Below are 23,535 nucleotides of genomic sequence, written 5' to 3' on the forward strand. Positions count from 1 at the left end.
AAGGAAACGAACAATGAACAAGATTCAAGAGACAGCAGAAGGAAAAAGATTAATAGAAGACCGCGATCGCGAGCAAAAAAAATATTGGAAGCGGTGGGGTTCTTATTTAAGCGATCGTCAGTGGGGAACAGTACGAGAAGATTATAGTGCTGATGGTACTGCCTGGGATTACTTTTCTCACGATCAAGCTCGTTCCCGCACCTATCGTTGGGGCGAAGATGGAATTGCTGGGATTAGCGATAATTACCAACGAGTTTGTTTTGCGATCGCTCTTTGGAATGAAAAAGACCCGATTCTGAAAGAAAGGCTATTTGGTTTAACCAACAGTGAGGGCAATCATGGGGAAGATGTCAAAGAATATTATTTTTATCTTGACAACACTCCCACGCACTCATACATGAAATATCTTTACAAATATCCACAAAAAGCTTTCCCTTACACCCAGCTAATTGAGGAAAACAGACATCGAAAATCAACCAATCCCGCAGCTTTAGAATATGAACTAATAGATACAGGGGTGTTTGATGATAATCGTTACTTTGATGTTTTTGTAGAGTACGCTAAAAATTCTCCAGAAGATATTCACATCAAAATTAGTGTTACTAATCGAGGCTCAGAAACCGCCAAACTGCATCTTTTACCAACTATATGGCTTCGTAATACTTGGTCTTGGGGGTATAAAAATCAAACAAAAGAATTTAAATACCTGCAAGCTATCAAAACTGACTCGAACCTAAGCGTAATAGAAACTGTTTATCAAGATAATGAAGAAGTTAAAACTTTACGCAAAGGATGGCTTTATAGTGAAGCTCCTAAAGAACTTCTATTTACAGAAAACGAAACAAACAAGAAACGATTTGGTTGGGGTGAGAATTCCGGCCCCGTCAAAGATGGCATAAATGATTACATTGTTTCTTTCGGAAATAACAAAACAGTAAGTTCTACTCAAAAAGGGACAAAAGCCGCAGCTCATTACGACTTAACAATTAATCCAGGAGAAACCAAAGTAGTTAGACTGCGGTTGAGCGATCAAAATTTAGATTCTCCTTTTGGTAATGATTTTGAAACTGTACTTCAAACTCGCCAGAAAGAAGCCGACGAATTTTATCAAGCTGTTTGTCCTTCTGATATTTCCGAGGATATGCGAAATGTGCAAAGACAAAGCTTTGCTGGTATGTTATGGAGCAAACAATATTATCACTATGTAGTTTATGATTGGCTCAATGGCGACCCCAATCCACCAAAGCCACCAGAACAACGTAAATGGGGCAGAAACCGTGAGTGGGATCATTTATTTAATGAAGATATTATTTCCATGCCAGACGCATGGGAATATCCTTGGTTTGCTGCTTGGGATTTAGCTTTTCATACCATTACCTTGGCACTAATCGATCCAGAATTTGCCAAAAAGCAATTGTATATATTTACGCGTGAATGGTATATGCACCCCAACGGTCAACTACCAGCTTATGAGTGGGCATTTGGTGATGTAAATCCACCTGTTCATGCTTGGGCTGCATGGCGTGTTTACAACATAGAAAAGGACATGTATGGCACTGCTGATAGAAAGTTTTTGGAAGAAATCTTTCAAAAGTTATCTATTTATTTCACTTGGTGGGTGAATCGTAAGGATGCTGAAGGCAACAACCTTTTTCAAGGTGGATTTTTAGGATTAGACAATATTGGAGTTTTGGATAGAAGCAATATTCAGATTCCTAATGCAACCATAGAACAGTCTGATGGTACTAGCTGGATGGCAATGTATTGTCTAAATTTACTAAAAATAGCTACGGAACTCGCTAAAGAAGATTCTAATAGTGAGTCTAGTATTAAGTCTAGTAAAAACTATAGAAGCGAGTATGAAGATATGGCTTCTAAATTTTTCCAACACTTTCTACTCATTGCTGATGCAATGAATAAAGTCGGTGGTACAGGCGTAGATATATGGGATAAAGAAGATAAGTTTTACTATGATATTCTTAAAGCTCCTCCAGGTGTAGTACAGGGTGCAAACAATGAAGGTGTACTGTTAATGAAAGTGCGGTCAATGGTTGGGTTAATTCCGCTTTTTGCTGTAGAAACAATTGAACAAGAGATTGTTGATAAATATTTAGCCTCAGATTTCAAAAAACGGGTTTATTGGTTTATTAACAATCGCCCTCAACTTACTCAACACGAGAATGTTTCTGTCCTCCCCAATCAAAAAGGACTCTATTATTTGTCGCTGGTAAATAAAGAACGACTCAAATCTATTTTGGAGCGTCTGCTGAATGAAGCAGAATTTTTGAGCGATTATGGTATCCGAGCTTTGTCAAAATATCATAAGGATAATCCTTATGTATTGCGGGCAAATGGGCAAGAGTATCGAGTAGAATACGAACCAGCAGAATCAAAATATGGAATGTTTGGTGGAAATTCTAATTGGCGCGGCCCTATTTGGTTTCCTGTGAATTATCTTATCATCGAATCTTTGTTGAAGTTTCATGATTTTTGGGGAGATCAAATCAAAGTTATGTGCGCCACTTCTTCTGGTGAAAAGAAAGAGATGAATCTGCAAGAAGTGGCAAATGAATTAAGCCAAAGGCTGATCAAAATTTTCTTGAAAAATCCAACATCTGGTAAGCGGCCTGTTTATGGCAGCTCAGAAAAGTTTCAAAACGATCCACATTGGCGTGATTTGATTCTGTTCTATGAATATTTTCATGGCGATATTGGTGCAGGTATTGGTGCTAGCCATCAAACCGGTTGGACAGGTTTAGTAGCTGAATTAATTCAAAAATCAGCACAAGACATTACATAATACAAAAAATAAGAACCCCTCCCTGCTCTTCGGGAGGGGTTGGTGATCATGGACGAAATCGTGGTAGCAGCGATCGCTCCATACCTATGAGGTTTTGAAGTCACTTGTTCTGTAATTTGATAACGACAAATTAAGCGTTGAGCAAACGATAAGCTTACCTTGAAGCGTTCGGCTAGTTGTCGTTGCGACCTTTAATACTAGACGAGAAAATAATTCTTTGCTTCTTTATTCTCGGTAAATAAACTTTATTCAAAATTCTGGATTAGGAATTATTACTTTCAAATAACACATACCAAAAGTTATCTCGTAACATTTAACATTCATTCTTCTGTAATTTGCATTCCAAAATGCAAATTTGCCAAGGGCGATAATGCTTACTGGTACAATAACAGAAGCATGAAGTCGTGAATACAAAACTCCTCATTTCTCCTCAAGAACTCACGTCACTGTTAGCAAAAAATTCATCACAGACTGTCATTATCGATACGCGAAGTAAAGAAGATTATTTTATTTCTCATATTCCTCAATCCATAAATATTAGAGATTTTTTCACTTATCTTTTAGATAATTCCTCCCCAACAGGATTGAAGGAACTGCAAGAGTATTTTGCAGAAACTATGAGCAGAGTAGGAATATCTGGTACAGAACACCTAATTGTTTATGAAGATGCTTTAAATAAAGGTTATGGTCAATCTTGTCGAGCAGCTTTCTTGCTGAAGTATTTGGGTTGCGATCAGGTATCTATTTTACACGGAGGATATAGAGCATGGCTCCAAGCAGAATTACCTATTACCGATGAAGTACCAAAGCATGAAAGCAGCATATTTAGATTGCATCCCAATGCTGACATAATAGTGACTACCACCGAGATGTTGCAAGCAATTGCTAATCCAGCAATTATTAAATTAGATGTGCGCGACAGTTCAGAATGGCTTGGATTGAGTTCTTCTCCCTATAATCCTGATTTTTGTCCTCGCAAAGGTAGAATACCTAATGCAGTATGGTTAGAATGGCATCGTCTGATGAATTCTGAATTAGAAATCCCTACGTTTCGCTCACCAGAAGAAATCCGAGAAATTTGTCAATCAATAGGTATTACTTCAGAGTCCATTGTGTACATTTACTGCTTTAAGGGTTCAAGGGCTGCTAATACATTAATAGCCCTTGAAGAGGCAGGAATTTCTGCTAAAAATTATTTTGGCTCTTGGAATGAATGGTCTCGTGACTTTTCATTACCCATTGATAGTAAAGTAATCAGCGTGTAAGGTTGCTGATAGTTAGTGATGTCTACGGCAGGCTACACCTACTCACATCTTGTTCCAATACAGTTCAGTTAAGCATTTCTTTCTTCTCTGTGCGTCCTTGGCGTCCTTGGCGGTAGCCTGCGGCAAGCCGAAGCGTCTACGTTAAAAAAATTGAGTTTGACAAAGAGTTTTAGCCTTAACTGAACCGTATTGCATCTTGTTCATGTTTTCAAGTGCATTTGCCCTGCGCTAGCGCGGACTCGGTTTCGATTATTTTTTATAAAAAAAGATTAGGCACATAATTCATGCATTAAAAATACTGTAAATTTAGTAACTAATCTCTTTTATTTACTGAGCTTTATTGTTTAATCAAACATCAACATTTATTTGTTCTATCTGTCTAGCAGCTTTATCCCAAAGCTTTGCTGAAGTCTCATCTTGCCAATGAGTTCTCAGATTTTCCGCTTTTTTGTGACATATTCGCTCTAACATTTCCAATATTGCGGATAATGTCAATTTATTAATTAATGTTTCTAAAATCTCCATATATTCTTTTTGCATGAGATTTTCCTCCTTAATGTCATCTAATATCTTCTGATAAAACTCGTCTACATGTGTTTTGTATTATCAAACTAGAGATTAAGATTGATTGCAGATTGCTATATTTTACCAGCTTGTACACCCAGTTTAGCCTATTTTAAATACTTAATGTTAATAATTAGTTTTTAACAAATTAAAAAAACTGTCTTAAAATTTATATTCAATTTTTCGTAAGTATCTAGTAGCTTATAAATCAAGTACTTATAAATATTTTAGTCAATGACATTGATGGATATCTTTACTATTAAATATGTTGATAAAGAAACAGGTTATGATTGGCGATCGCTTGTCAAATTGTTGTTGACAAACATAGCGAGATGATAGCTGTAGAGTCAATTTGAAGACAAAAGACAGCGTTGATCCTTTGCGAGTAATATATTTCACGAAAAATCTGATACATATGTAACCCCTGAAAGCTTTGCTGCATCTAAGTTTTTTAATTGTGTTAGCGACGTAGGAGCATCATTGCGAAAAAGCGAATTGTGAATTGGTATGAGTACATCCTCCTATATTTAAGTTAGTTTTGTAGCCAATTAGGGAAAACTATTCTTAGTAAACATGGTACTTAATTAAAAAATTTTGGTGTCTCACTGACTTTTGCTTAACTAAGTATCATTCATGCTTGTCCTATCTAAAAATTTAGGAAATAACACCATTATGATTCACATATCTTCGCTCGACGAACAAATAAAATCCTTAGAATTACCGATCGAGCGCGATCAATTTCTACGTACAATGATTAGAGAATTAGCTGGAACCCTACAAGATGTCGTTGGGATTGAACAGGCAGAAGGCTTCTTGAATGTGGTCGGCTATCGAACAGGTCAACATGTCAATCAGATATACCAGAACGCTTTGCAACTATCAAATCTTTCTCGTAGCCAGGTAACTGCCGTCCTCATAGATTGGAAACGCCGGATTCAAGGCGACTTTTACGTGATTGAAGAAACTGATGAGAAGATCGTTTTAGGCAATCGTAAATGCCCCTTTGCAGAACAGGTAGAAGGACGCGAAGCCATGTGTGTCATGACATCTAATATTTTTGGCGCAATCACAGCCGATAACCTCGGCTACGCTAGAGTCGAGTTACAAGAAACGATTGCTAGAGGCGCACAAGAATGCAAAATCGTCATTCATCTCAAACCTAGCGAAGTATTAGACGAGTTTGTAGCACAAGAATACTTCAAAGTATAGTAGCAGCCTCAAACGGGACATTTGCAGACTATCACCCTCTCCCTATAATATGTCCCGACTGAAGTTGATGCCCCAAAGCCTAGCTTAATACCAGATTAGGATAGAATGTATGATTTAAGATTTCTGAAGCAGCTTTGTAGTTAAAGCTTTTTATCCAAAATCTAAAATCCGAAATTAGTATTAGTCTCTTTACTTTTACCCCGTCAGTGCTATGAACAACGGTAAATATCCCTGGTTTAGTACCTCCAGATCATGATACGCGATCAATTTTTAAAGTTTGCCCAGCTTTTACCAGAACCTCTGCTTCTTGTGACTAGCGCAGGTGAAATTTTAGCAGTTAATCAGCCTGCTGCCAGACTCTTTAACAAGACCAATAAAGCACTGATTGGTCAATGTCTTACCGAGTTTGTTACTGATTCTTCAGAGAAAGTCATCGACTATCTTCGAGCTTGCTCCCAAAGTCGTCAAATGATTTTGGGAGCTTTAACTATCCACCAAGCCCAAGGAGAGGGAATTGCTTGTCGTAGTCAAGGATCTTTGATCGAGCCGCGATCGCCAGAAAGCCCAGCCATTAATTTACTGCGCTTAGAAAAGCGAACGAGCGATCAATTCGTTATACTTAACCAAAAAAATCATGCACTGAGTAAAGAAATTCAACAACGCCAACGGATTCAGGCAGAACTTGCACAATCGAATGAAACCTTAAGACAAACTTTGCTCAAACTGCAAAATGCCCTTGAAGTTGTCCAAACGGAAAAGATGTCTGGGCTAGGGCATTTGGTAGCAGGAATTGCCCATGAAATTAACAATCCAATTAGCTTTATTCATGGAAATTTGACTTATGCTAGCGAATATTATGATGATTTACTAAAACTGATTCAACTCTATCAGCAAGAATATCCTAATCCAAGCCTAGTGATTCAGCAAGAAATTGAAACCCTGGAACTTGACTTTATTCAACAGGATATCAAACAATTACTCCAGTCAATGCGAACAGGTTCCGAGCGGATTAGCGAGATTGTGAAATCTTTGCGAAACTTCTCTCGATTAGACGAAGCAACATTCAAGGAGGTCGATATTCATGAGGGTTTAGAGTCTGCATTGATGATTTTACAAAGTCGTCTCAACCCTAGTAAACGGCATTCTGGTATTGAAGTGATTAGAGAATATGGAGAATTGCCTTTGGTTTGCTGTTCTCCTGGACAACTCAATCAGGTGTTTATGAATCTCCTGAATAATGCGATCGATGCTTTAGAAGAAGCTGAACGAGTGCGATCCTCTTCGACCGACCGTAAGTCATCGCCAGAAATAATGCAAAATGATCCTAGTCGGATTTGGATTCGCACCCAGAAACTAAACGATCGCTACATTGCAATTTTCATTAAGGATAACGGTAACGGAATCCCTACCCAGATTCATAATCAGATATTTAATCCCTTTTTCACCACTAAGCCAGTAGGTAAAGGCACAGGATTAGGATTATCGATTTGTTACCAAATCATCGACAGCCATGATGGCCAAATTAATGTGATATCTGATCCAGCTTGGGGAACTGAATTTAGTATAGAGTTGCCCATTAATTGCTGATCAACTAATAGCATTACTATATTCATCTTGTATTTTACAGTACCCATAATTGATTTTTAAAAACACCTTTATCATTTGCGATCGCGCTCAAACGCGACGCTGGCAATTTGAGTACCAAAGTCAGCTAGTTGGTATTCCCAATCGGTTGGTAGCCGCGCTTCATCAGCCTTTGCTCAAAGTCAGACGGAAAGCTTGGAGTAATAAAGCGGACAAAGGTTAGTCGTTGAGCATCAGTTTAGCAGTATGGCTTGAATCGCCTCTGCATCGAGTGGGTTATCTTCGAGCAAGAGAAACCGGATTTTTATCATTAAGCGCCCCAGAAAGCTACTGATTATTACTTTTTACAAAGTGTTAAGAAAACGCATGAGCAAATGCCGAGTGATAGTATCGAAGGATGTCGGGTATAGTAAGTAATTGTACAGAAAAATTTACACATGAGTTCTTGACTAGATAAGAATTTCAGGTCAAAATTATGTAATTAATTTTGTCTTACATAGGGTTGAATGTATAGCCTCTTACTACTATCTTTTGGCATCTCGGTAAGTTTGATTAGCTATACCCTTATGCCCCGTCTTTGTAATTTTAGCTGGATTTCTGGAAAAGACATGATGCCAGATGTAGAAAACTTCAGATAATATTACTTGAAGCTAAAAAAGCTCAAGAGGGAGCGAAAATATAATTATGGTATTAGTTAAAGAGATAACAGAAGGTAGTACAATCGCAGTTCGTGGATTAGATTTGCAGTTATTTTGGCAATTAAATCAATTACTTCCTAATTCATTAGTCAGTATTTCCGACTTAAATATTAACAGAGGTGAAGGACTTTTCCCTTACTGCCAGCTTCCAGCACGGAATGCCTTAAAAGCAGCATTGATAGCTTACGCACAACCTTTGACTATTAATAGTGCCTATCGTTCTGTCATTGCCCAAGCAATGCTTTATAGCCAAAAGCAGAGGGGATTAATTAATAATCTGGTAGGATATCCAGGAAAATCAGACCACCAAAAGGGTGCATCTTTAGATATAGAAGAGTGGGCAAAAGTGAAATCTCTAATGACCAGTCATGGATGGAGATGGACTTATGGCGATAAAGATCCAATGCATTTTGATTGCACATCTAATCAAATTAGAGATATCCGCCCCAATTCAATCAAAGCTTTCCAAAAGCTGTGGAACAAGGCAAATCCAAATAAACAGATTGCTGAAGATGGAGATTTAGGTAACAAAACCTTAGATTGTATTTATAATTCTCCTGCTGAAGGATTCTCAAACGTCGGGTATCCCAGAGTTTTAAAGCTGACAAGCCCATTACAACAAGGAAAAGATGTAGGCGAATTGCAATTAGCTATTAGAAAAGCTAATATTCAATTACAACAAGCAAATCAGGTATTTGACCAAGCAACAGAACAAGCTGTAAAGGCTTTTCAACAGTCAAAAGGTTTGTCCCCTGATGGTGTAGTAGGCGAAGAAACTAGGAACCTTTTACAGTTAAAGTAGTCTCTCAATAAAGAATTAAGGCTAGTAAACTTTCAACCAACTGTGCGATGGGTATCCATTAAAACGTCTAGCTATCTACCTCTCTTAATTGAAAAGTAGATTAAGCTAATCGTCATTCATTTTTCCAGCCAGAATGATTCCCTAGAATGCAATAGCCCTAGCTATCTAGTACCTCCAAAGATTTATTATTTAACTTCTTCATCCCAGATACCTACCTTCTCAAATTCTGCATAAGCAAGCTTCAAAAAGTTTACTACTCTCTGTCTTCCTATAATTCCAAATTCTTTATTCTCTCTTGCCTCAGCAAAGGTCATTCTGTTTTGGTCTATTATGTTTCTTTCTTTATATGCTAGTTTGGGGAAATCTATAACAATAATTTTATATTTTTTGATTAGTTTCTGTATATTCACATCTGAATCTACATGCTCCCAATCATCACACAGTCCTAAATTGCGTACCAAAATATGAGGTATTTTCTCTCCATAGCTATTTACCGATTGTGCAAACAGATTAAGACTATCATATCCTCCTGTAGAGACAAACCATTTGCAAAAAGTCACTCCCTCAGAATTCCCTAGTTCAATTAACTGATTTCTTTCTATCCAGTCAAAGACTGCTCTATGTGATTGTGCTGCCAAATTCACAACTACTGGCTTATTTGTCGCCATCTCAAATATTCTATCTGCCTTATCAGCCTGCCGCTCATTCTCGCTAAACACTGCATAGTGACATATTCCCTTATAAACTCCTGCCACATCTGGATTTGATCTATCTGTTTCTATTGGTACAAACGGAATTTTCTTATCCAGAAAGTACTGAATCATTGTCCTAGTTACTAAAGACTTTCCTACTCCACCCTTTTCACCATCTACCAAATGAATCGTCGGCATAATACCCACCTTTAATACTGATTAAACTCACTTAATATATCTGAACTAGGCTTAGAAGTTTTTGGCGTTTGTCGCCTAGTAGTTTTAACAGTTTTCTGAGAATTCTTACCGCCTTTTGACAATAATTGCTTCTCTTGTGACTCGTCCGTTAATTGACCTACACATACATCTTTCGGAGTGTTTTGAGAGTCCTTAGTTACTCCTATAACTGCTGGTGTTATCGATGATTCTGTTGGAGTCTGAGTCGAATCTTCAAAAGATAAAACTTGTTTTGGTTTAGCCTTTCGCTGACGAGAACGCTTTTCTTTTTCAATCTCGGTTAAGTATTGCTTAAGTGTTGCTGCTGAAACTTTTATTTCTTGCTTCTCCAGTAGCTGTGATAGGTCTTGATAACTATAGCCTTTCTTCAGTGCCGATTGAAGTTGTTCACGCAGAAAGTAAATACTCTCTCGAAGGGATAATTCCTCTTTAGCCTTCTCTTCTAGCTTCTCTAATTCTCCCAGTGTGGTTTGCAGTTTATCAATTGGAATTTTCTGCCCTGGAGTTGTGCGTACCATTTTTGATATTGACTGAACTGAAAATTTCATTAATCCTATCACCACATGTTCTTGTGTGGGTGATAACCACATACACATTAATGAAATCAAGCTCTCTAGGGACTTCCAATTAAAAAAATAATCAATCGCTGTGTAGGCAGGGAAGCAGGGGGACTTGGGGCCCTTACGGAGTGAGGATTGGGGGAGAGGAGGAAAAGAAAAATATCATCTAAATAAATTAGGTAATTTATTCTCTGGAGTCCCCTACCTCAGGGCGATCGCATCTATCTAATCCGGTAAGGAATTTTGGCTTGGGAGATCATAGTGTAGAAATATTTAAATCATTGTGGGAGGAAAGTTTACTATTGGCAGTGCTATTTTCACGTCATAGATGGATGGAAGGTTTACTCCAGTTTTATTTAACCAGAAGATCATATTATGAGCAAAACCTATATGACCAGGGTAGAAGGAGAAAATACCCGTTTACGTCATTAAGCTAATTACAAGCAAATCAACCTGTAAAAATGAATGGCGATTAGCTTACTTAACACGTTTATATTGTAAAATTTTATGCTATTTTGTTCCAGTATTAATATTTAAATAACTAATTTTGTAGTTATTAATTATACAAGCGCAAGCAAATGTCAGTGTTTACATGATTCGTCCTGCATTTATGCAACGCCAAACTTTTTATACCAATTTAATGTGAATCTAGGTTATTAAGGCTACTTACACGAAGTGAAACCCAACATGAACAAAGATCAAGTTTTGGGATACTTCTTTAGAAAAAACAGTATTTACCCTGACGGCAATTGTAAAACATACAGTGAATATTTATATAAAAATGATGTAACAGTCGTTACATTCAAGCATCGGAGCTTAATTAGATAACTAGTCATGCCAAATAAATTATCTAGTTGGGCAAGGGAAATATTAATAATGAAATCGCGTTAAAAAATGGCTAAGTATTTATGCGTATGTATTTAAATGCGAAGAAAGAATCGATAATTAACTATACGCAAAAACAGCAACTGATTCGTAAACTTCGCATAACAACACTAAAACCTCTAATATTCGGCTTTGTTATAGCAGCAGTATTGTGCAACTATGATCGGGTAATGTCTACAAAAGGCTGCGCCTACGCCCAAACTTCTAATCTTCAAATGTTACCGCCTGATCGGATAGATGTACTACCGCAGCCATCAGATCAGAATCAATTACTTCCTTCGCCACAACTACCCGATCAGCCTACTTTAGGAGAGGATGATCCTAATGCTAAATTCCGGGTTGATCGCTTTGAAGTTGTTGGGAGTACAGTTTTCAAACCAGAAGATTTTGCCACTATTACGGCTCCCTTTGTGGGACGAGAAGTATCATTTGCAGAATTGTTACAAGTCAAAGATGCCATTAGCAAGCTCTACACTGATAAGGGTTATGTAACTACGGGTGCTTTAATTACACCGCAGACAATAGAAGCTGGAGTCATTAAAATTCAGGTAGTCGAAGGCAGTTTGCAAGAAATTAAAATCGTTGGTAATCGGCGATTGCGTAGCCAATATATTCGCGATCGCATCCAACTCGGTGCTGGCCAACCCCTGAATGTACCGCGCTTAATAGAAAGACTGCAACTGCTTCGCCTTGATCCGCGTATTCAAAACCTATCGGCTGAGTTGCAGATGGGTGTACGTCCCGGAACCAATATATTGCAAGTCGAGGTTAAAGAAGCCGATACTTTTTCGCTGACAACAACTTTAGATAATGGGCGATCGTCCAGTGTTGGCAGTTTTCGCCGGGGTGTGAATCTGCAAGAAGCCAATCTACTGGGCTTTGGTGATACTCTCAGTGTCGGATACGCCAATACCGATGGTAGTAATACAATCAATCTGAATTACACATTGCCAATTAATGCTCACAATGGCACGGTATTCTTCGGTTTTAACCAAGGCTGGAACCACGTAATTGAAAAACCATTTACCGTCCTTGATATTCAGTCAAACACTACGTCTTACGAATTTGGTTATCGGCAACCATTAGTGCAAAAGCCAACTCAGGAATTAGCAGTGGGGTTATCGTTCTCACGCCAAGAAAGCCAAACAGAGTTAGGTCTTGATAATATTGGCGGGTTTCCTTTATCACCCGGTGCAGATGCCAAGGGAAAAACCAAGATTTCCGCCCTGCGTTTTATCCAAGAATATACCCAACGCAGCAATAAACAAGTTTTTGCAGCGCGATCGCAATTTAGCGTCGGGGTAGATTGGTTCGATGCCAATGTCAATAAAGATGCCCCAGATAGCCGATTTTTTGCTTGGCGGGGACAGGCGCAGTGGGTGCGGCAATTCGCACCAGATACTCTGTTTTTAGTTAGAGGTGATTTACAACTAGCAGCAGATTCCCTCGTACCTTTAGAGCAATTTGGTCTTGGTGGACAGCTAAGTGTCCGGGGTTATCGCCAGGATGCACTACTAACAGACAATGGTATGTTGTTTTCGGCTGAATTCCGGTTGCCCATTGTGCGTGCCTCCAAGCTTGGAGGAGTGTTACAACTAACACCATTCATTGATGTGGGCAAAGGCTGGAATAGCAAGGGCGACAATCCATCATCCAGTACGTTGGTGGGTGCTGGACTAGGACTTTTGTGGCAACAGAGCGATAAATTCTCAGCTAGGCTGGATTGGGGCATTCCCCTGATATCGGTAGACGGTGAAAAGCGATCGCTCCAAGAGAATGGGCTATATTTCTCACTCAGCTATTCGCCATTTTAATCGAGGCGATCGCACTTATACCGTTTCACTTTAAGGTTGATACATTTAGGCAAGCAGGGGAGCAGAGGAGCAGGGGAGCAGAGGGGAAAGAATTTGTATCAGGATTTTAGTGAAATGGTATTAGTCTGATGTCGTGATCTGACTCCATACCGCAAAATCGGCGGTGTCACTGCCCAAATACGCCCATCTTCAGAAACTCAAATTCAAGCTACTGGTTGGCATCGTAACGCTCAGGGCAAAGTTGAGTTAGTTGCAGATAAATATAAAGCTCAGGTACGGCAACCATTAAAATGTGCTGCTCTTAAGAGAAGTTAATTTTTCTAGTATGTGAATCCCTCTTCAACTGATAGCTGGCATTACAAGTTGGGCATTATACATACAGTCATTTTCTAAACACTTATGCTGTGACTAATTTTCAAACAAACTGCTCAATAATAAATAATTATTTATGGCTTTCCGAATTAAACAAACTCGTTGGTTATATGCCAGCCTCAGCATTTTAAGTTTGTGTTTAGCATTTACCATTACACTTGTAAAAGCATCTCCACCAATAACAACTTCTGTTCTCGCTTCTGCCCAACCAGCCAACAGCCTAGAGCAAGGACGGAAATTCTACCAATCGGGAAATTTTGCAGAAGCTATCAAGGTTTGGCAAACGGCAGCACAACAGTATTATAATCAAGGCGATCGCACCAACGAAGCCCTAAGCTTAAGTTACCTCTCATTGGCACAACAAGAACTAAACCAGTGGGAAGCAGCTAAACAATCTATCGAAGAAAGTATAAAAATTTTGCAATCGGTTAAACCCTCTGTCGATGCGATTATCTGGGCGCAAATACTGAATACTCAAGCAAATTTACAACTACATATAGACAAAACTGAAGCCGCCCTAGAAACTTGGCAACAAGCTCAAAAATATTATGAGCAAGCAGGCGATAAAATGGGCAGCATAGGCAGTCAAATTAACCAGGCACAAGCCTTACAAAGTTTGGGATTTTATCGCCGCTCGAAACAACAATTGGAGGCGTTAACGCAAAACCTGGCAGCAATGCCAGATTCGGAAATCAAAGTTAGTGGGTTGCGATCGCTAGGTTTAGCTTTGCACGCGATCGGTGATGATAAAAGCCAACAAGTTTTAGAACAAAGTTTAGCCATAGCGAATAAAATTGCCGCTAAAACTCAGTTAAGTTCTATTCTTTCGAGTCTAGGGAAAGTTGCCTCTGACTTTCAAGATCCAGAAGCAGCATTAAATTACTTTGAAGATGCCCAAACAGCAGCTACGAATCCGAATGAAGCTTTACAAGCGCGTTTAGCTCGTTTCAAATTATTGGTAGATTATAACAAACTAGAATATGCAATTCCCCTCGCGCCTCAATTACGACAACAGTTGTCAGAATTAGCACCCAGTCATACTTCCCTTAATGCAGCGATTAATTTTGTAGCAACCTTGAATCGCTTAGAAAACCCCGATCAAGTTTTACCAAGCAAAGATTTGGCACAACTCATGGCAGACACAGTTAAGTCTGCCCAAAAAATTCAGGATGCAACCGCCCAAGCCTATGCGCTACATCAGTGGGCACAACTCTACAGTCGTAAAAAACAGTGGTCTGAGGCAAAGGAATTAGCCGAGAAATCCCTCAATATTGCCCGTCAACTCCAAGCTGACGATCTCATTGCTCAATCAGCATGGCAGGTAGGAAAGTTGTATAAACAACAGGGCGATCGCTCCAAAGCAATTACAACCTATACAGAAGCAGTTAAGTCATTAAAGGCATTGCGAGGCGATATGGTTGCTGTCAACCCCGATCTGCAATTTTCTTTCCGCGAAAGTGTAGAGCCTGTGTATCGAGAACTAGTGAGTTTACTTCTCGATGAGCAACCAACTCAGGCTGCATTGATGCAAGCGCGTGAATTGATTGAGTCACTCCAAATCGCCGAACTTGATAACTTTTTCCGCGAAGCTTGTTTAGATAAAGCCCAGCAGATTGATGAAGTTGACCCCACAGCAACGGTTATTTATCCGATTATTTTAAGCGATCGCTTAGGAATAATTCTCGCTCACGCTGGACAACCACTGCGTTATTATGTCACTCAAAAATCTCAAGCCGAAATTGAGCAAACTTTAGATAAATTTCTAGTTGCTCTCAACCCAGTCTCAGACTCAAAAGTTCGGGATCAATTGTCTCAGCAAATTTATAACTGGCTGATTCAAAAAGCAGAAGTAGATCGAGCATTCATTGATACTAAGACACTAGTATTTGTTTTGGATGGTCGGTTACGGAACATTCCAATGGCAGCCTTGTATGACGGTAAGCAATATCTGATTGAGAAGTATGCTGTGGCACTCTCACCAGGATTGCAACTAATGGCAGCGCGATCGCTCCAAAAAAACCACATTGATGCAATTATCGGTGGTATTAGCCAATCTCGTGCTGGTTTTAGTGCCTTGCCATCTGTGGAATCAGAAGTAAAAGAAATTTCTCAGACAGTGCCATCTTCGATGTTACTGAACGAAAAATTTACAAGTCTTGCCCTGGCGGCTCATGTCAAATCAAGTAAGGCCAATGTTGTTCATCTAGCAACCCACGGGCAATTTAGCTCCCGTCTCGAAAACACCTTTTTACTTACGTGGGATGGACAACTTAATGTGAAGGAGTTATCCGAACTTCTCAAAAATCGTAGTGGTGATTCATCAAAAGCGATCGAATTATTAGTATTGAGTGCCTGCGATACTGCAACAGGAGACGATCGCGCCGTTCTTGGACTAGCAGGCTTGGCTGTTAAATCCGGTGCGCGTTCTACCATTGCCACACTTTGGCCAGTCAAAGATAAGGCAGCCCAAATGCTCATGACTCGCTTTTATAACCAACTACGGCTACCCAGAATCACCAAAGCTGAAGCACTACGGCAAGCACAAATTAACCTGATTCGCCAAACTGATTTCCATGATCCGTTCTTTTGGTCTGCCTTTGTTTTGGTTGGAAACTGGCTGTAATTACGTAATATTCCTAACTGAATATACACAAAATAAACATCTCCTTTATGGAAGTTCAGGCTACATTCGGATATAAATGCTAGTAAGCTTCCTTACTCTGGCTAGTGTTTAGAAGTATTCCATAAGTTTTTAGCACAGTGATTTCATGTATTTTCTATCACTATTTAATTAAATGAGGTCAAACACCATGAAACGTCGAGATTTAACTAGTGCATTGAGCATCATTGCTCTGATAGCTAACAGTACATGGGCTAGTGCCTCTGCTGTAACATTTACCCCACCTGTCAAAAATGGCGCTCCAAGCCAAGCAACGGGAGGAGCATCTCGCGGCAACCTGTTTACCCCATCCAAAGGTAACAGCACCCCTAGACAAGCAACAGGAGGAGCATCTCGCGGCAACCTGTTTACCCCAACCAAAGGTAACAGCGCCCCTAGACAAGCAACAGGAGGAGCGTCTCGTGGCGACCTCTTTACCCCAACTAAAGGTAATAGCACTCCAAACCAAGCATCTGGAGGCGCTTCCCGCGTTGGTACTTATTACTTGAATCCTTCGACTGTAGCAGCAGAAGGGCCCGCAGCGCTAATCGCACTTCTGCCCCAAAGCTTCTATGGCACAACGGTGTCTGAACGCCCCACAATTTTGGTATATTTGCCTGCTTCTAATGCAGAAGAAGCTGTGTTTAGCCTCAAGGATGAAGCTGGCAATATACATTATCAAATGACCATTCCCGTTGCTCTTAAAGCTGGGGTGATCGCAGTCAAATTACCAGCCAATGCACCTGCTTTAGCCGTTGGTAAAAACTATCAATGGTTTTTGGCCCTGAAAGTGAATGGAACACTCGGCCCAAGTACACCTTACGTTGATGGTTGGATTCAGCGTATCCAGCCTACTGCTGAACTGGCGACAGCGATGCAGCAAAAAGATGCTTTAAAGCAAGCAGCAGCTTTCGGTAAAAATGGGGTGTGGTATGACTGTGTAGCAACAATGGCTGGGCTGCATACCGCCCAACCCAAAAATGCAGCTATTATCAAGCAATGGGAAGAACTTCTTTCCTCAGTTAGCTTAAAGGATATTGCAACAGTTCCCTTAGTAGCAGAATAGGCAGGAGGCAGGGGGAGCAGGGGGAGCAGGGGAAGAAAAACTTTGTATGATATTGACCAATGCCCAATGTCCCATGCCTCATGCCCAATCTCAGAGAAATGTTAGTGGAGTCAAAACTGACGAATACTAATCAATATTATTTAAGCCTCTGGCGAAATTATGTGGCGTAAATTCCAAGCTTTCATCCAACGCTCTCGCAGTGTTTTAATTATTAGTCCCAGCGTTGCTCTGACAGTTATAGTTGGGCAGTCTTTGGGACTTTTTAATTTGCCTGAGTGGAAACTTCGTGATGAATGGATACGACAGCGATGCCTTCCGGCAAGCTGCTTCTCTACGAGACGCTTTGCGAACGCGTCTACGCAAAATACAATAGCTGACAAAATCATAATTGTCACAATTGATGAACAAGATATCCAATCAGTTGGTAAGTGGCCAATTCCAGACTGGTCACTAGCACAATTACTAGAAAAAATCCAGGCGCAACAACCCCGCGCCATCGGTTTGGATCTCTATCGAGATTTACCCGAAGGCAGTGGATACGATCAACTTGTAAAAGTCTTCCGCAACAGTGCCAATTTGATAGGCGTTGAGAAAATTACCGGAGAGCATGTCAATCCGCCACCAGAATTGAAAAAACTCGATCGAGTCGGATTAGCAGATTTGGTGTTGGATGGCGATCGCCATGTGCGTCGTGCCTTACTTACAGCAGTAGATGCCAAGGAAGAGGGAACAATTAAGGCAGGACTGGGAACTCTTGTAGCCCTCAAGTATCTTGAAGCTGAAAAGATAACTTTAGAGTCCGTTGACGAAAAGCAGCAGAAGTTTCGCTTAGGCAATCAAATCTACCTACCATTACATAATCAAGAAGCGGGTTATTCTGATGCCGATGTTGGGGGCTATCAAATTTTGCTCAACTGGTACGGTTCAGAAGCAGCGTTTCGCACAGTTGCGATGCGAGATGTGTTGGCAGGAAAAATTCCTGCAAATCTGATGCGCGATCGCATGGTGTTTATTGGATCAACTGCTGCTAGTACCAATGATTTCTTTAGCACACCCTTCAGTTCTTCCTTGGTTTCTGCCCAAAAACCTACACCAGGTGTTGTTATTCATGCCAATATTGCCCATCAATTAGTAGAAGGAGCAAAAACAGGGAAAGCAAACCTGCATGGTATTTCTGGAATGGCTTTGTCACTCTGGATTCTTTTATGCTCTTTTATCGGTTCTGGTGGTAGTTGGTATTTAGCTAGTGCGCGTACCCGGCGACAGATTCCAGGCGGTAAAATTCTTTGGGCAACCGTAGGCATCAGTGGCGCATTCATGGGTGGTGGTTACGGGATGTTTTTGCACGGTGTTCTGATTCCCGTAACACCCGCCTTAGCTGCGTTCATTAGCAGCGTAGTTGGCACAACTAATGCCTATAAACAACAGAAGTTAGAAGAAGCGAATCGGCAACTAGAAATTGCTAATAGTCAACTATTAGATTATTCCAAAACCTTAGAGTTCAAAGTTGAAGAACGAACTCATCAACTGCTGGAGGCAAAGCAAGCTGCTGATGCTGCTAACGAAGCAAAGAGCGAGTTTCTGGCCAATATGAGCCACGAGCTACGCACACCGCTCAATGGCATCCTTGGTTTTGCTCAGGTGCTTGAAGCATCGCCAAACATGACAGAGAAAAACCTAGAAGGAGTCAGCATTATCTACCAGTGTGGAACACACCTTTTAATGCTCATCAATGACATTCTCGACCTTTCAAAAATTGAAGCTCGTAAATTAGAATTGGTTGCGACTAATGTACATCTGCCCACTTTTTTACATGGTGTCACCGAGATTTGCAGTATTCGAGCCGATCAGAAAGGGATTGCATTTAACGTTTTGATGAGCGATCGCCTACCACTTGTTATTCAAGTAGATGAAAAGCGGCTACGACAAGTGTTGATCAACTTATTAGGCAACGCTATCAAGTTTACAGACAATGGGAGCGTGACATTCAAAGTAGATGTACTGGAGACTGGAGACAACGACAATAAGCAATCCCCAATCCCCAATCCCCAATCCCCAATCACTAAGATTCGCTTCCAAATTGAAGATACAGGTATTGGGATGTCATCAGACCAACTAGAGAAAATATTTTTAGCCTTTGAGCAAGTAGGTGAGGCTGGACGAAAATCTGAAGGTACTGGCTTGGGATTAGCAATCAGTCAAAGAATTGCGGCATTGATGGACAGCCAAATTCAAGTGCAGAGTTGCCAAGGTGAAGGTAGTCTATTTTGGTTGGATTTGACAGTATCAGTACCAGTTTCCCATGACTGGCATCCAGTAAACATCGCCTCAACCCAGCAGAAAATCGTCGGTATTCGGGGTACTGTCCCTCAAATTTTGATTATCGATGACGATCGCAACCATCGTTCTATGTTGAGCAGTATGCTACAAGAAATCGGTTGTCGAACCTTGGAAGCAAGCGACGGCAAACATGGGCTACAGATGGTAACTGAACATCAGCCAGATGTGATTGTGCTTGATTTAGCCATGCCTAATATGGATGGCTTTGAGCTAATGTTTCACTTACAAGAAAATCCCCAAACTCGGATTATTCCAGTTATTGTCTCTAGTGCCAGCGTATTTGAAGAAAATCGGCAACACAGTTTACAGGCAGGAGCTACAGCTTTCTTGCCTAAACCTCTGCAAATTGATGAACTATTCAATGCCCTGCATTCTGCCTTTGAAGCAGTAGCAAAGCGATCGCCACTAGAATTTGACTGGATCTATGCCCAATCTAAACCTCAGCAGTTATCTACCAAGAATGAGCAAATAGATAATAGTGAATTGATTTTGCCATCTCAGGATATTTTGCAACAACTCTATCATCTAGCAATGATGGGAGATATTTCAGCGATTGAGGGAATTATAGAAGAGCTAATCAAGCAAGACACTCAGTTAACTGCCTTCACAACTGAGTTGAGCAAACTCACTGCCAACTTTCAAACCGCAAAAATTCGTAAGTTCCTAAAATCATTTGTAGCAACGGAGTCACATCCATGATGACCGAATCTTTTTTGCAGTCAATGCGTATCCTGTTGGTGGATGATAATCCAAATAATCTTAAGGTTCTCTCTGAAGCGATTCAGGGATGTGGTTGGAAAGCACTCATGGCAACCGATGGAGAGTCAGCGATCGAACAAACAGAATATGCCCATCCCGATCTGATTCTCCTGGATGTAATGATGCCAGGGATGGATGGATTTGAAACTTGCCGCAGGCTGAAAGCGAATGCTATCACTCAGAATATTCCGGTCATTTTTATGACTGCCTTGACCGATGCTACAGATAAAGTGAAAGGATTAGAAATTGGTGCAGTTGACTACATTACCAAACCCTTTCAACATGAAGAAGTTATTGCTCGATTAAAATTACATCTAAAAATCTCCCAGCTCACTCGTACCTTAGAAGAAAGAGTACAAGAACGTACCGCAGAATTATCCCAGTCTCTACAACAGTTACAACAAACCCAACTACAACTAATCCAGAGTGAGAAAATGTCCACCCTTGGACAACTTGTTGCAGGCATAGGTCATGAGATTAATAACCCAATTGGTTTTATTAGTGGAAATTGCTTTCATATTGAGGAATATGTCAAGGATCTCTTTCGTTTGGTAAATCTGCAACAGCAAAAGCTAGCACATCCAGATTTAGATATTGAAGAACTTATTGAAGAAATTGACTTAGAATACATCACTGAAGATTTACCAAAAATTCTCTTATCAATGCACCAGGGAATTGGTCGTCTTAAAGATATAAGCCTTTCTTTAAGAACCTTTGCTCGATCTGATATTTCATCTAAGGTAGAGTTTCAGATTCACGAAGGAATCAATAGTACCTTAATGCTATTAAAACACCGACTAAAAGAGCAAGTAGACCGTCCTAAAATCGAGGTTTTCACACAATACGGTGAGTTACCTCCAATTGTTTGCTATCCCGGACAAATAAACCAGGTACTGATGAATATTATCGCCAATGCTATTGATGCATTTGATGAATATCATCAAATGTGTTCAGATCAGAAGATAGCCGCTTGCCATAACACCATTACGATTACTACATCGGTCGATCATCAGCAAAAAACTGTGACAATTTGTATTGAGGATAATGCTCTTGGTATGGCTCCTGAGGTGCAAGATAGAATTTTTGAGCCATCTTTTACAACTAAACCTGTGGGTAAAGGAACTGGGCTAGGATTAGCTATCAGCCACCAAATTATTGTCGATAAACACAATGGACAAATCAACTGCTCATCAACCTCTGGTCAGGGAACAAAGTTTATTATTACTCTGCCAATTTAGTTTTTATGTGAGTTCGACTTGAAAAAGGAATAAAAAAAGGCTGTGACTTTTAGTAGGCAAGCAGTATAAAATCAAAAATGATAAGTTTTCAGAAATGATTTAGGATTACTATAGTTAGTTAGTAATATTAATTCTCTCCAATTACAAAATACTATTTTTCTTCCTAATATAATTCACCACCAATAATTTGAAACACTCCCAATGCTAGAGATTTTTCATCAGCAGTTTCCAGTAACTAGAGGTAAAACTCTAATTTTGTTTCTTGGTCGTATTGACCTTAAAAAATGTCTAGATTCATTAGCTCTTGCTTTTGCCAAAGTCCATAATCACTTTCCTGACACACATCTAGTTGTGGTAGACTACGATAATATCGGATTTATTGATAAAGCTCAGAACTCCTTTTTGCAAGCAAGTTGTCTAGATGCTGTTACCTTCATCGACATGGTGAGTGGAACATTAAAATATGCTGCTTCAAATCTGCATAGGCAAGATGCAAACCTCTAATAGTTATGACAAATATGTAACACAAACTTGAGGCGAAAGCAGCACTATCTAATTTTTGCAGAAAGAAAGCGATCGCCTCCTCTTTTTCGCATATTTAATCGATTATGGTAGATAAAGAACTTTTTTTATAGCGTCGACTAATGACTAAGCTTGCTCCAATTAAACCCACAACAATTAAACTTGTAGTCGCCTTTGGTTCTGGAACTTCTTGAGGAGTTTGCAAGGTGAAATTCAGTTTAGCTAAACCTTGAGAAGGGGTTCCAGGAGAATTAAGTTTGTCTTGTTCAGTAAAACTGATTGTGCCTGTAGCATTTTGGAATAAACCTATCCCTCCAGAGATGGTAATAGTACCACCACCTTTAATAAATCTTTCTGCAAAATTTATCTCGGCGCTATCACTTGCTTTGCCAAATAATTCATTAGCACCACCATAATACCTATCAGAAAATGCGGGTTCCCCTTCTAAACCAAACACGCTTGGGTTGGAGTTAAAAGTATATTTATTAATTGATGGATTTTCAATAGGCTCAAGTTTTCCATAGTCATCACTAAGAAAGAAATCCAACCCATAAGGAGCCGGTTTGGTACTTTCACCTTTGATGGTTGCTCTAACAATTCCTAAGTCTGGTCTGAAGGTTGGATCAATAGTGACAAATGTATTATAGTCAATACTAAATGTATAATTATTATAATTATCTTGTGCTTTCGCACTTTGCATATTTAAGCCTAAACTAACTATAGTTAAGGTCGCAGGAATCAGCCAGCCTATAGGTGAACCAAACATAGTTGTCCTTTTTGGATTTAAATAACAAAACTACCTAACCTAATGTAGGAATTCGGTTGAACTTCAAAAAATCTAAGTATTTATATAGTGGGTAATACTCACCATAAGATAAAGTTGCAAAATAGATATTTTTTAATAAAAAATTACTAATATTAACTAAATCGTTAATTTAGTTAACACAATTTTTTGGGAAATTTCATATAACATCTTATATTTATTTGTTTCTAATTTCAATGATTTATTTGTTGATATTAAATGAATTATTTTTAGATCCAGTTACACAAAATACAACAAAATTCAGAATTCATATCAAGTCCGGTTAATCACTTATGATTAGCGCATTTGTGCAAAAATCGGATAAGCCTCTTTCGCTGTGTGGTCTAAATGATAAGTTTTTAGCCGGACACGAGATCAGGAGTCAATGAAGAGGACAAGGGGCAGGGGGAGAACCTCATACATAAATGTATGGCTGCTGGAACAAGGACGTATTATTTCTCGCGTTTGCGCGTCTCGAAATAAATGTTTCTATCCTATCGAGACTTCAACATTTTTAAGAGAGAAACAAGCCTCAAAACTATGCAGGATAAGGTAAATACACCTCTTGCAAAAGTGCTTTTTGCAAGAAAGGGAAAAGGGTTCATGTTAAAGGGGAAAAGGACGATACAGAACTTTTTCCCCTTCCCCCCGCCCCTTATCCCCAGAG

Annotated in this window: 16 protein-coding genes and 1 pseudogene; 13 read left to right on the plus strand and 4 right to left on the minus strand. The window is 39.7% G+C overall.

What is annotated here, in order from left to right:
- The first annotated feature begins 13 nt into the window (after nucleotides 1–13).
- Together RMZ43_RS02520 and RMZ43_RS02525 are read left to right on the plus strand one after the other, a co-directional pair.
- Nucleotides 14–2,800 (plus strand): MGH1-like glycoside hydrolase domain-containing protein, encoded by a 2,787-nt coding sequence (locus tag RMZ43_RS02520; RefSeq protein WP_322655607.1) that lies wholly within the window; start codon nucleotides 14–16, stop codon nucleotides 2,798–2,800.
- Between the two features lie 404 nt (nucleotides 2,801–3,204).
- Nucleotides 3,205–4,065 carry a sulfurtransferase gene (locus RMZ43_RS02525; protein WP_322655608.1) on the plus strand — a complete coding sequence of 287 codons (861 nt, stop codon included), beginning with the start codon at nucleotides 3,205–3,207 and terminating at the stop codon, nucleotides 4,063–4,065.
- Nucleotides 4,066–4,413: 348 nt separating this feature from the next.
- Here RMZ43_RS02525 and RMZ43_RS02530 read toward each other — a convergent pair whose 3' ends face one another.
- A complete protein-coding gene (locus RMZ43_RS02530) occupies nucleotides 4,414–4,605 on the minus strand; it encodes a hypothetical protein (RefSeq protein WP_109009697.1) in 192 nt (63 codons plus the stop codon).
- Between the two features lie 696 nt (nucleotides 4,606–5,301).
- Between RMZ43_RS02530 and RMZ43_RS02535 the strand changes: the two genes are divergently transcribed.
- The 4 genes from RMZ43_RS02535 to RMZ43_RS02550 all read left to right on the plus strand — a co-directional run bounded on the left by RMZ43_RS02535 (nucleotide 5,302) and on the right by RMZ43_RS02550 (nucleotide 8,922).
- Entirely contained in the window at nucleotides 5,302–5,838 is a 537-nt protein-coding gene (locus tag RMZ43_RS02535) for a methanogen output domain 1-containing protein (protein WP_322655609.1), read from the plus strand.
- Nucleotides 5,839–6,090: 252 nt separating this feature from the next.
- Entirely contained in the window at nucleotides 6,091–7,425 is a 1,335-nt protein-coding gene (locus RMZ43_RS02540; RefSeq protein WP_322655610.1) for a PAS domain-containing sensor histidine kinase, read from the plus strand.
- A gap of 49 nt (nucleotides 7,426–7,474) precedes the next feature.
- Complete coding sequence (locus RMZ43_RS02545) at nucleotides 7,475–7,645, plus strand: hypothetical protein (RefSeq protein WP_322655611.1); 171 nt, start codon at nucleotides 7,475–7,477, stop codon at nucleotides 7,643–7,645.
- A gap of 461 nt (nucleotides 7,646–8,106) precedes the next feature.
- A complete protein-coding gene (locus RMZ43_RS02550) occupies nucleotides 8,107–8,922 on the plus strand; it encodes a peptidoglycan-binding protein (protein WP_322647828.1) in 816 nt (271 codons plus the stop codon).
- A gap of 185 nt (nucleotides 8,923–9,107) precedes the next feature.
- Here RMZ43_RS02550 and RMZ43_RS02555 read toward each other — a convergent pair whose 3' ends face one another.
- Entirely contained in the window at nucleotides 9,108–9,812 is a 705-nt protein-coding gene (locus RMZ43_RS02555) for a mobilization protein (RefSeq protein WP_322647827.1), read from the minus strand.
- Nucleotides 9,813–9,823: 11 nt separating this feature from the next.
- Nucleotides 9,824–10,399, minus strand: coding sequence for a hypothetical protein (locus RMZ43_RS02560; protein WP_322655612.1), 576 nt, complete (start codon nucleotides 10,397–10,399; stop codon nucleotides 9,824–9,826).
- Nucleotides 10,400–10,626: 227 nt separating this feature from the next.
- Here RMZ43_RS02560 and RMZ43_RS02565 point away from each other — a divergent pair.
- The 7 genes and pseudogenes from RMZ43_RS02565 to RMZ43_RS02595 all read left to right on the plus strand — a co-directional run.
- Nucleotides 10,627–10,840 (plus strand): annotated as a pseudogene (locus tag RMZ43_RS02565) (IS1 family transposase); the annotation flags it as partial.
- Between the two features lie 479 nt (nucleotides 10,841–11,319).
- The gene (locus RMZ43_RS02570; protein ID WP_322655613.1) at nucleotides 11,320–13,110 is read left to right on the plus strand and encodes a ShlB/FhaC/HecB family hemolysin secretion/activation protein; all 1,791 of its coding nucleotides are present in this window, start codon (nucleotides 11,320–11,322) and stop codon (nucleotides 13,108–13,110) included.
- Between the two features lie 448 nt (nucleotides 13,111–13,558).
- A complete protein-coding gene (locus RMZ43_RS02575) occupies nucleotides 13,559–16,105 on the plus strand; it encodes a CHAT domain-containing protein (protein WP_322655614.1) in 2,547 nt (848 codons plus the stop codon).
- Between the two features lie 187 nt (nucleotides 16,106–16,292).
- The gene (locus RMZ43_RS02580; RefSeq protein WP_322647822.1) at nucleotides 16,293–17,207 is read left to right on the plus strand and encodes a DUF928 domain-containing protein; all 915 of its coding nucleotides are present in this window, start codon (nucleotides 16,293–16,295) and stop codon (nucleotides 17,205–17,207) included.
- 159 nt (nucleotides 17,208–17,366) lie between these two features.
- Nucleotides 17,367–20,246, plus strand: coding sequence for a CHASE2 domain-containing protein (locus tag RMZ43_RS02585; protein ID WP_322655615.1), 2,880 nt, complete (start codon nucleotides 17,367–17,369; stop codon nucleotides 20,244–20,246).
- Entirely contained in the window at nucleotides 20,243–21,544 is a 1,302-nt protein-coding gene (locus tag RMZ43_RS02590) for a hybrid sensor histidine kinase/response regulator (RefSeq protein WP_322655616.1), read from the plus strand. Before RMZ43_RS02585 ends, RMZ43_RS02590 begins: the two co-directional genes overlap by 4 nt.
- A gap of 201 nt (nucleotides 21,545–21,745) precedes the next feature.
- Nucleotides 21,746–22,048 (plus strand): hypothetical protein, encoded by a 303-nt coding sequence (locus tag RMZ43_RS02595; RefSeq protein WP_322655617.1) that lies wholly within the window; start codon nucleotides 21,746–21,748, stop codon nucleotides 22,046–22,048.
- A gap of 94 nt (nucleotides 22,049–22,142) precedes the next feature.
- Here RMZ43_RS02595 and RMZ43_RS02600 read toward each other — a convergent pair whose 3' ends face one another.
- Nucleotides 22,143–22,832 carry a hypothetical protein gene (locus RMZ43_RS02600; RefSeq protein ID WP_322655618.1) on the minus strand — a complete coding sequence of 230 codons (690 nt, stop codon included), beginning with the start codon at nucleotides 22,830–22,832 and terminating at the stop codon, nucleotides 22,143–22,145.
- Between the last annotated feature and the right edge of the window lie 703 nt (nucleotides 22,833–23,535).

It is taken from the genome of Nostoc sp. CmiVER01, assembly GCF_034531135.2.
Taxonomy (GTDB): Bacteria; Cyanobacteriota; Cyanobacteriia; order Cyanobacteriales; family Nostocaceae; genus Nostoc.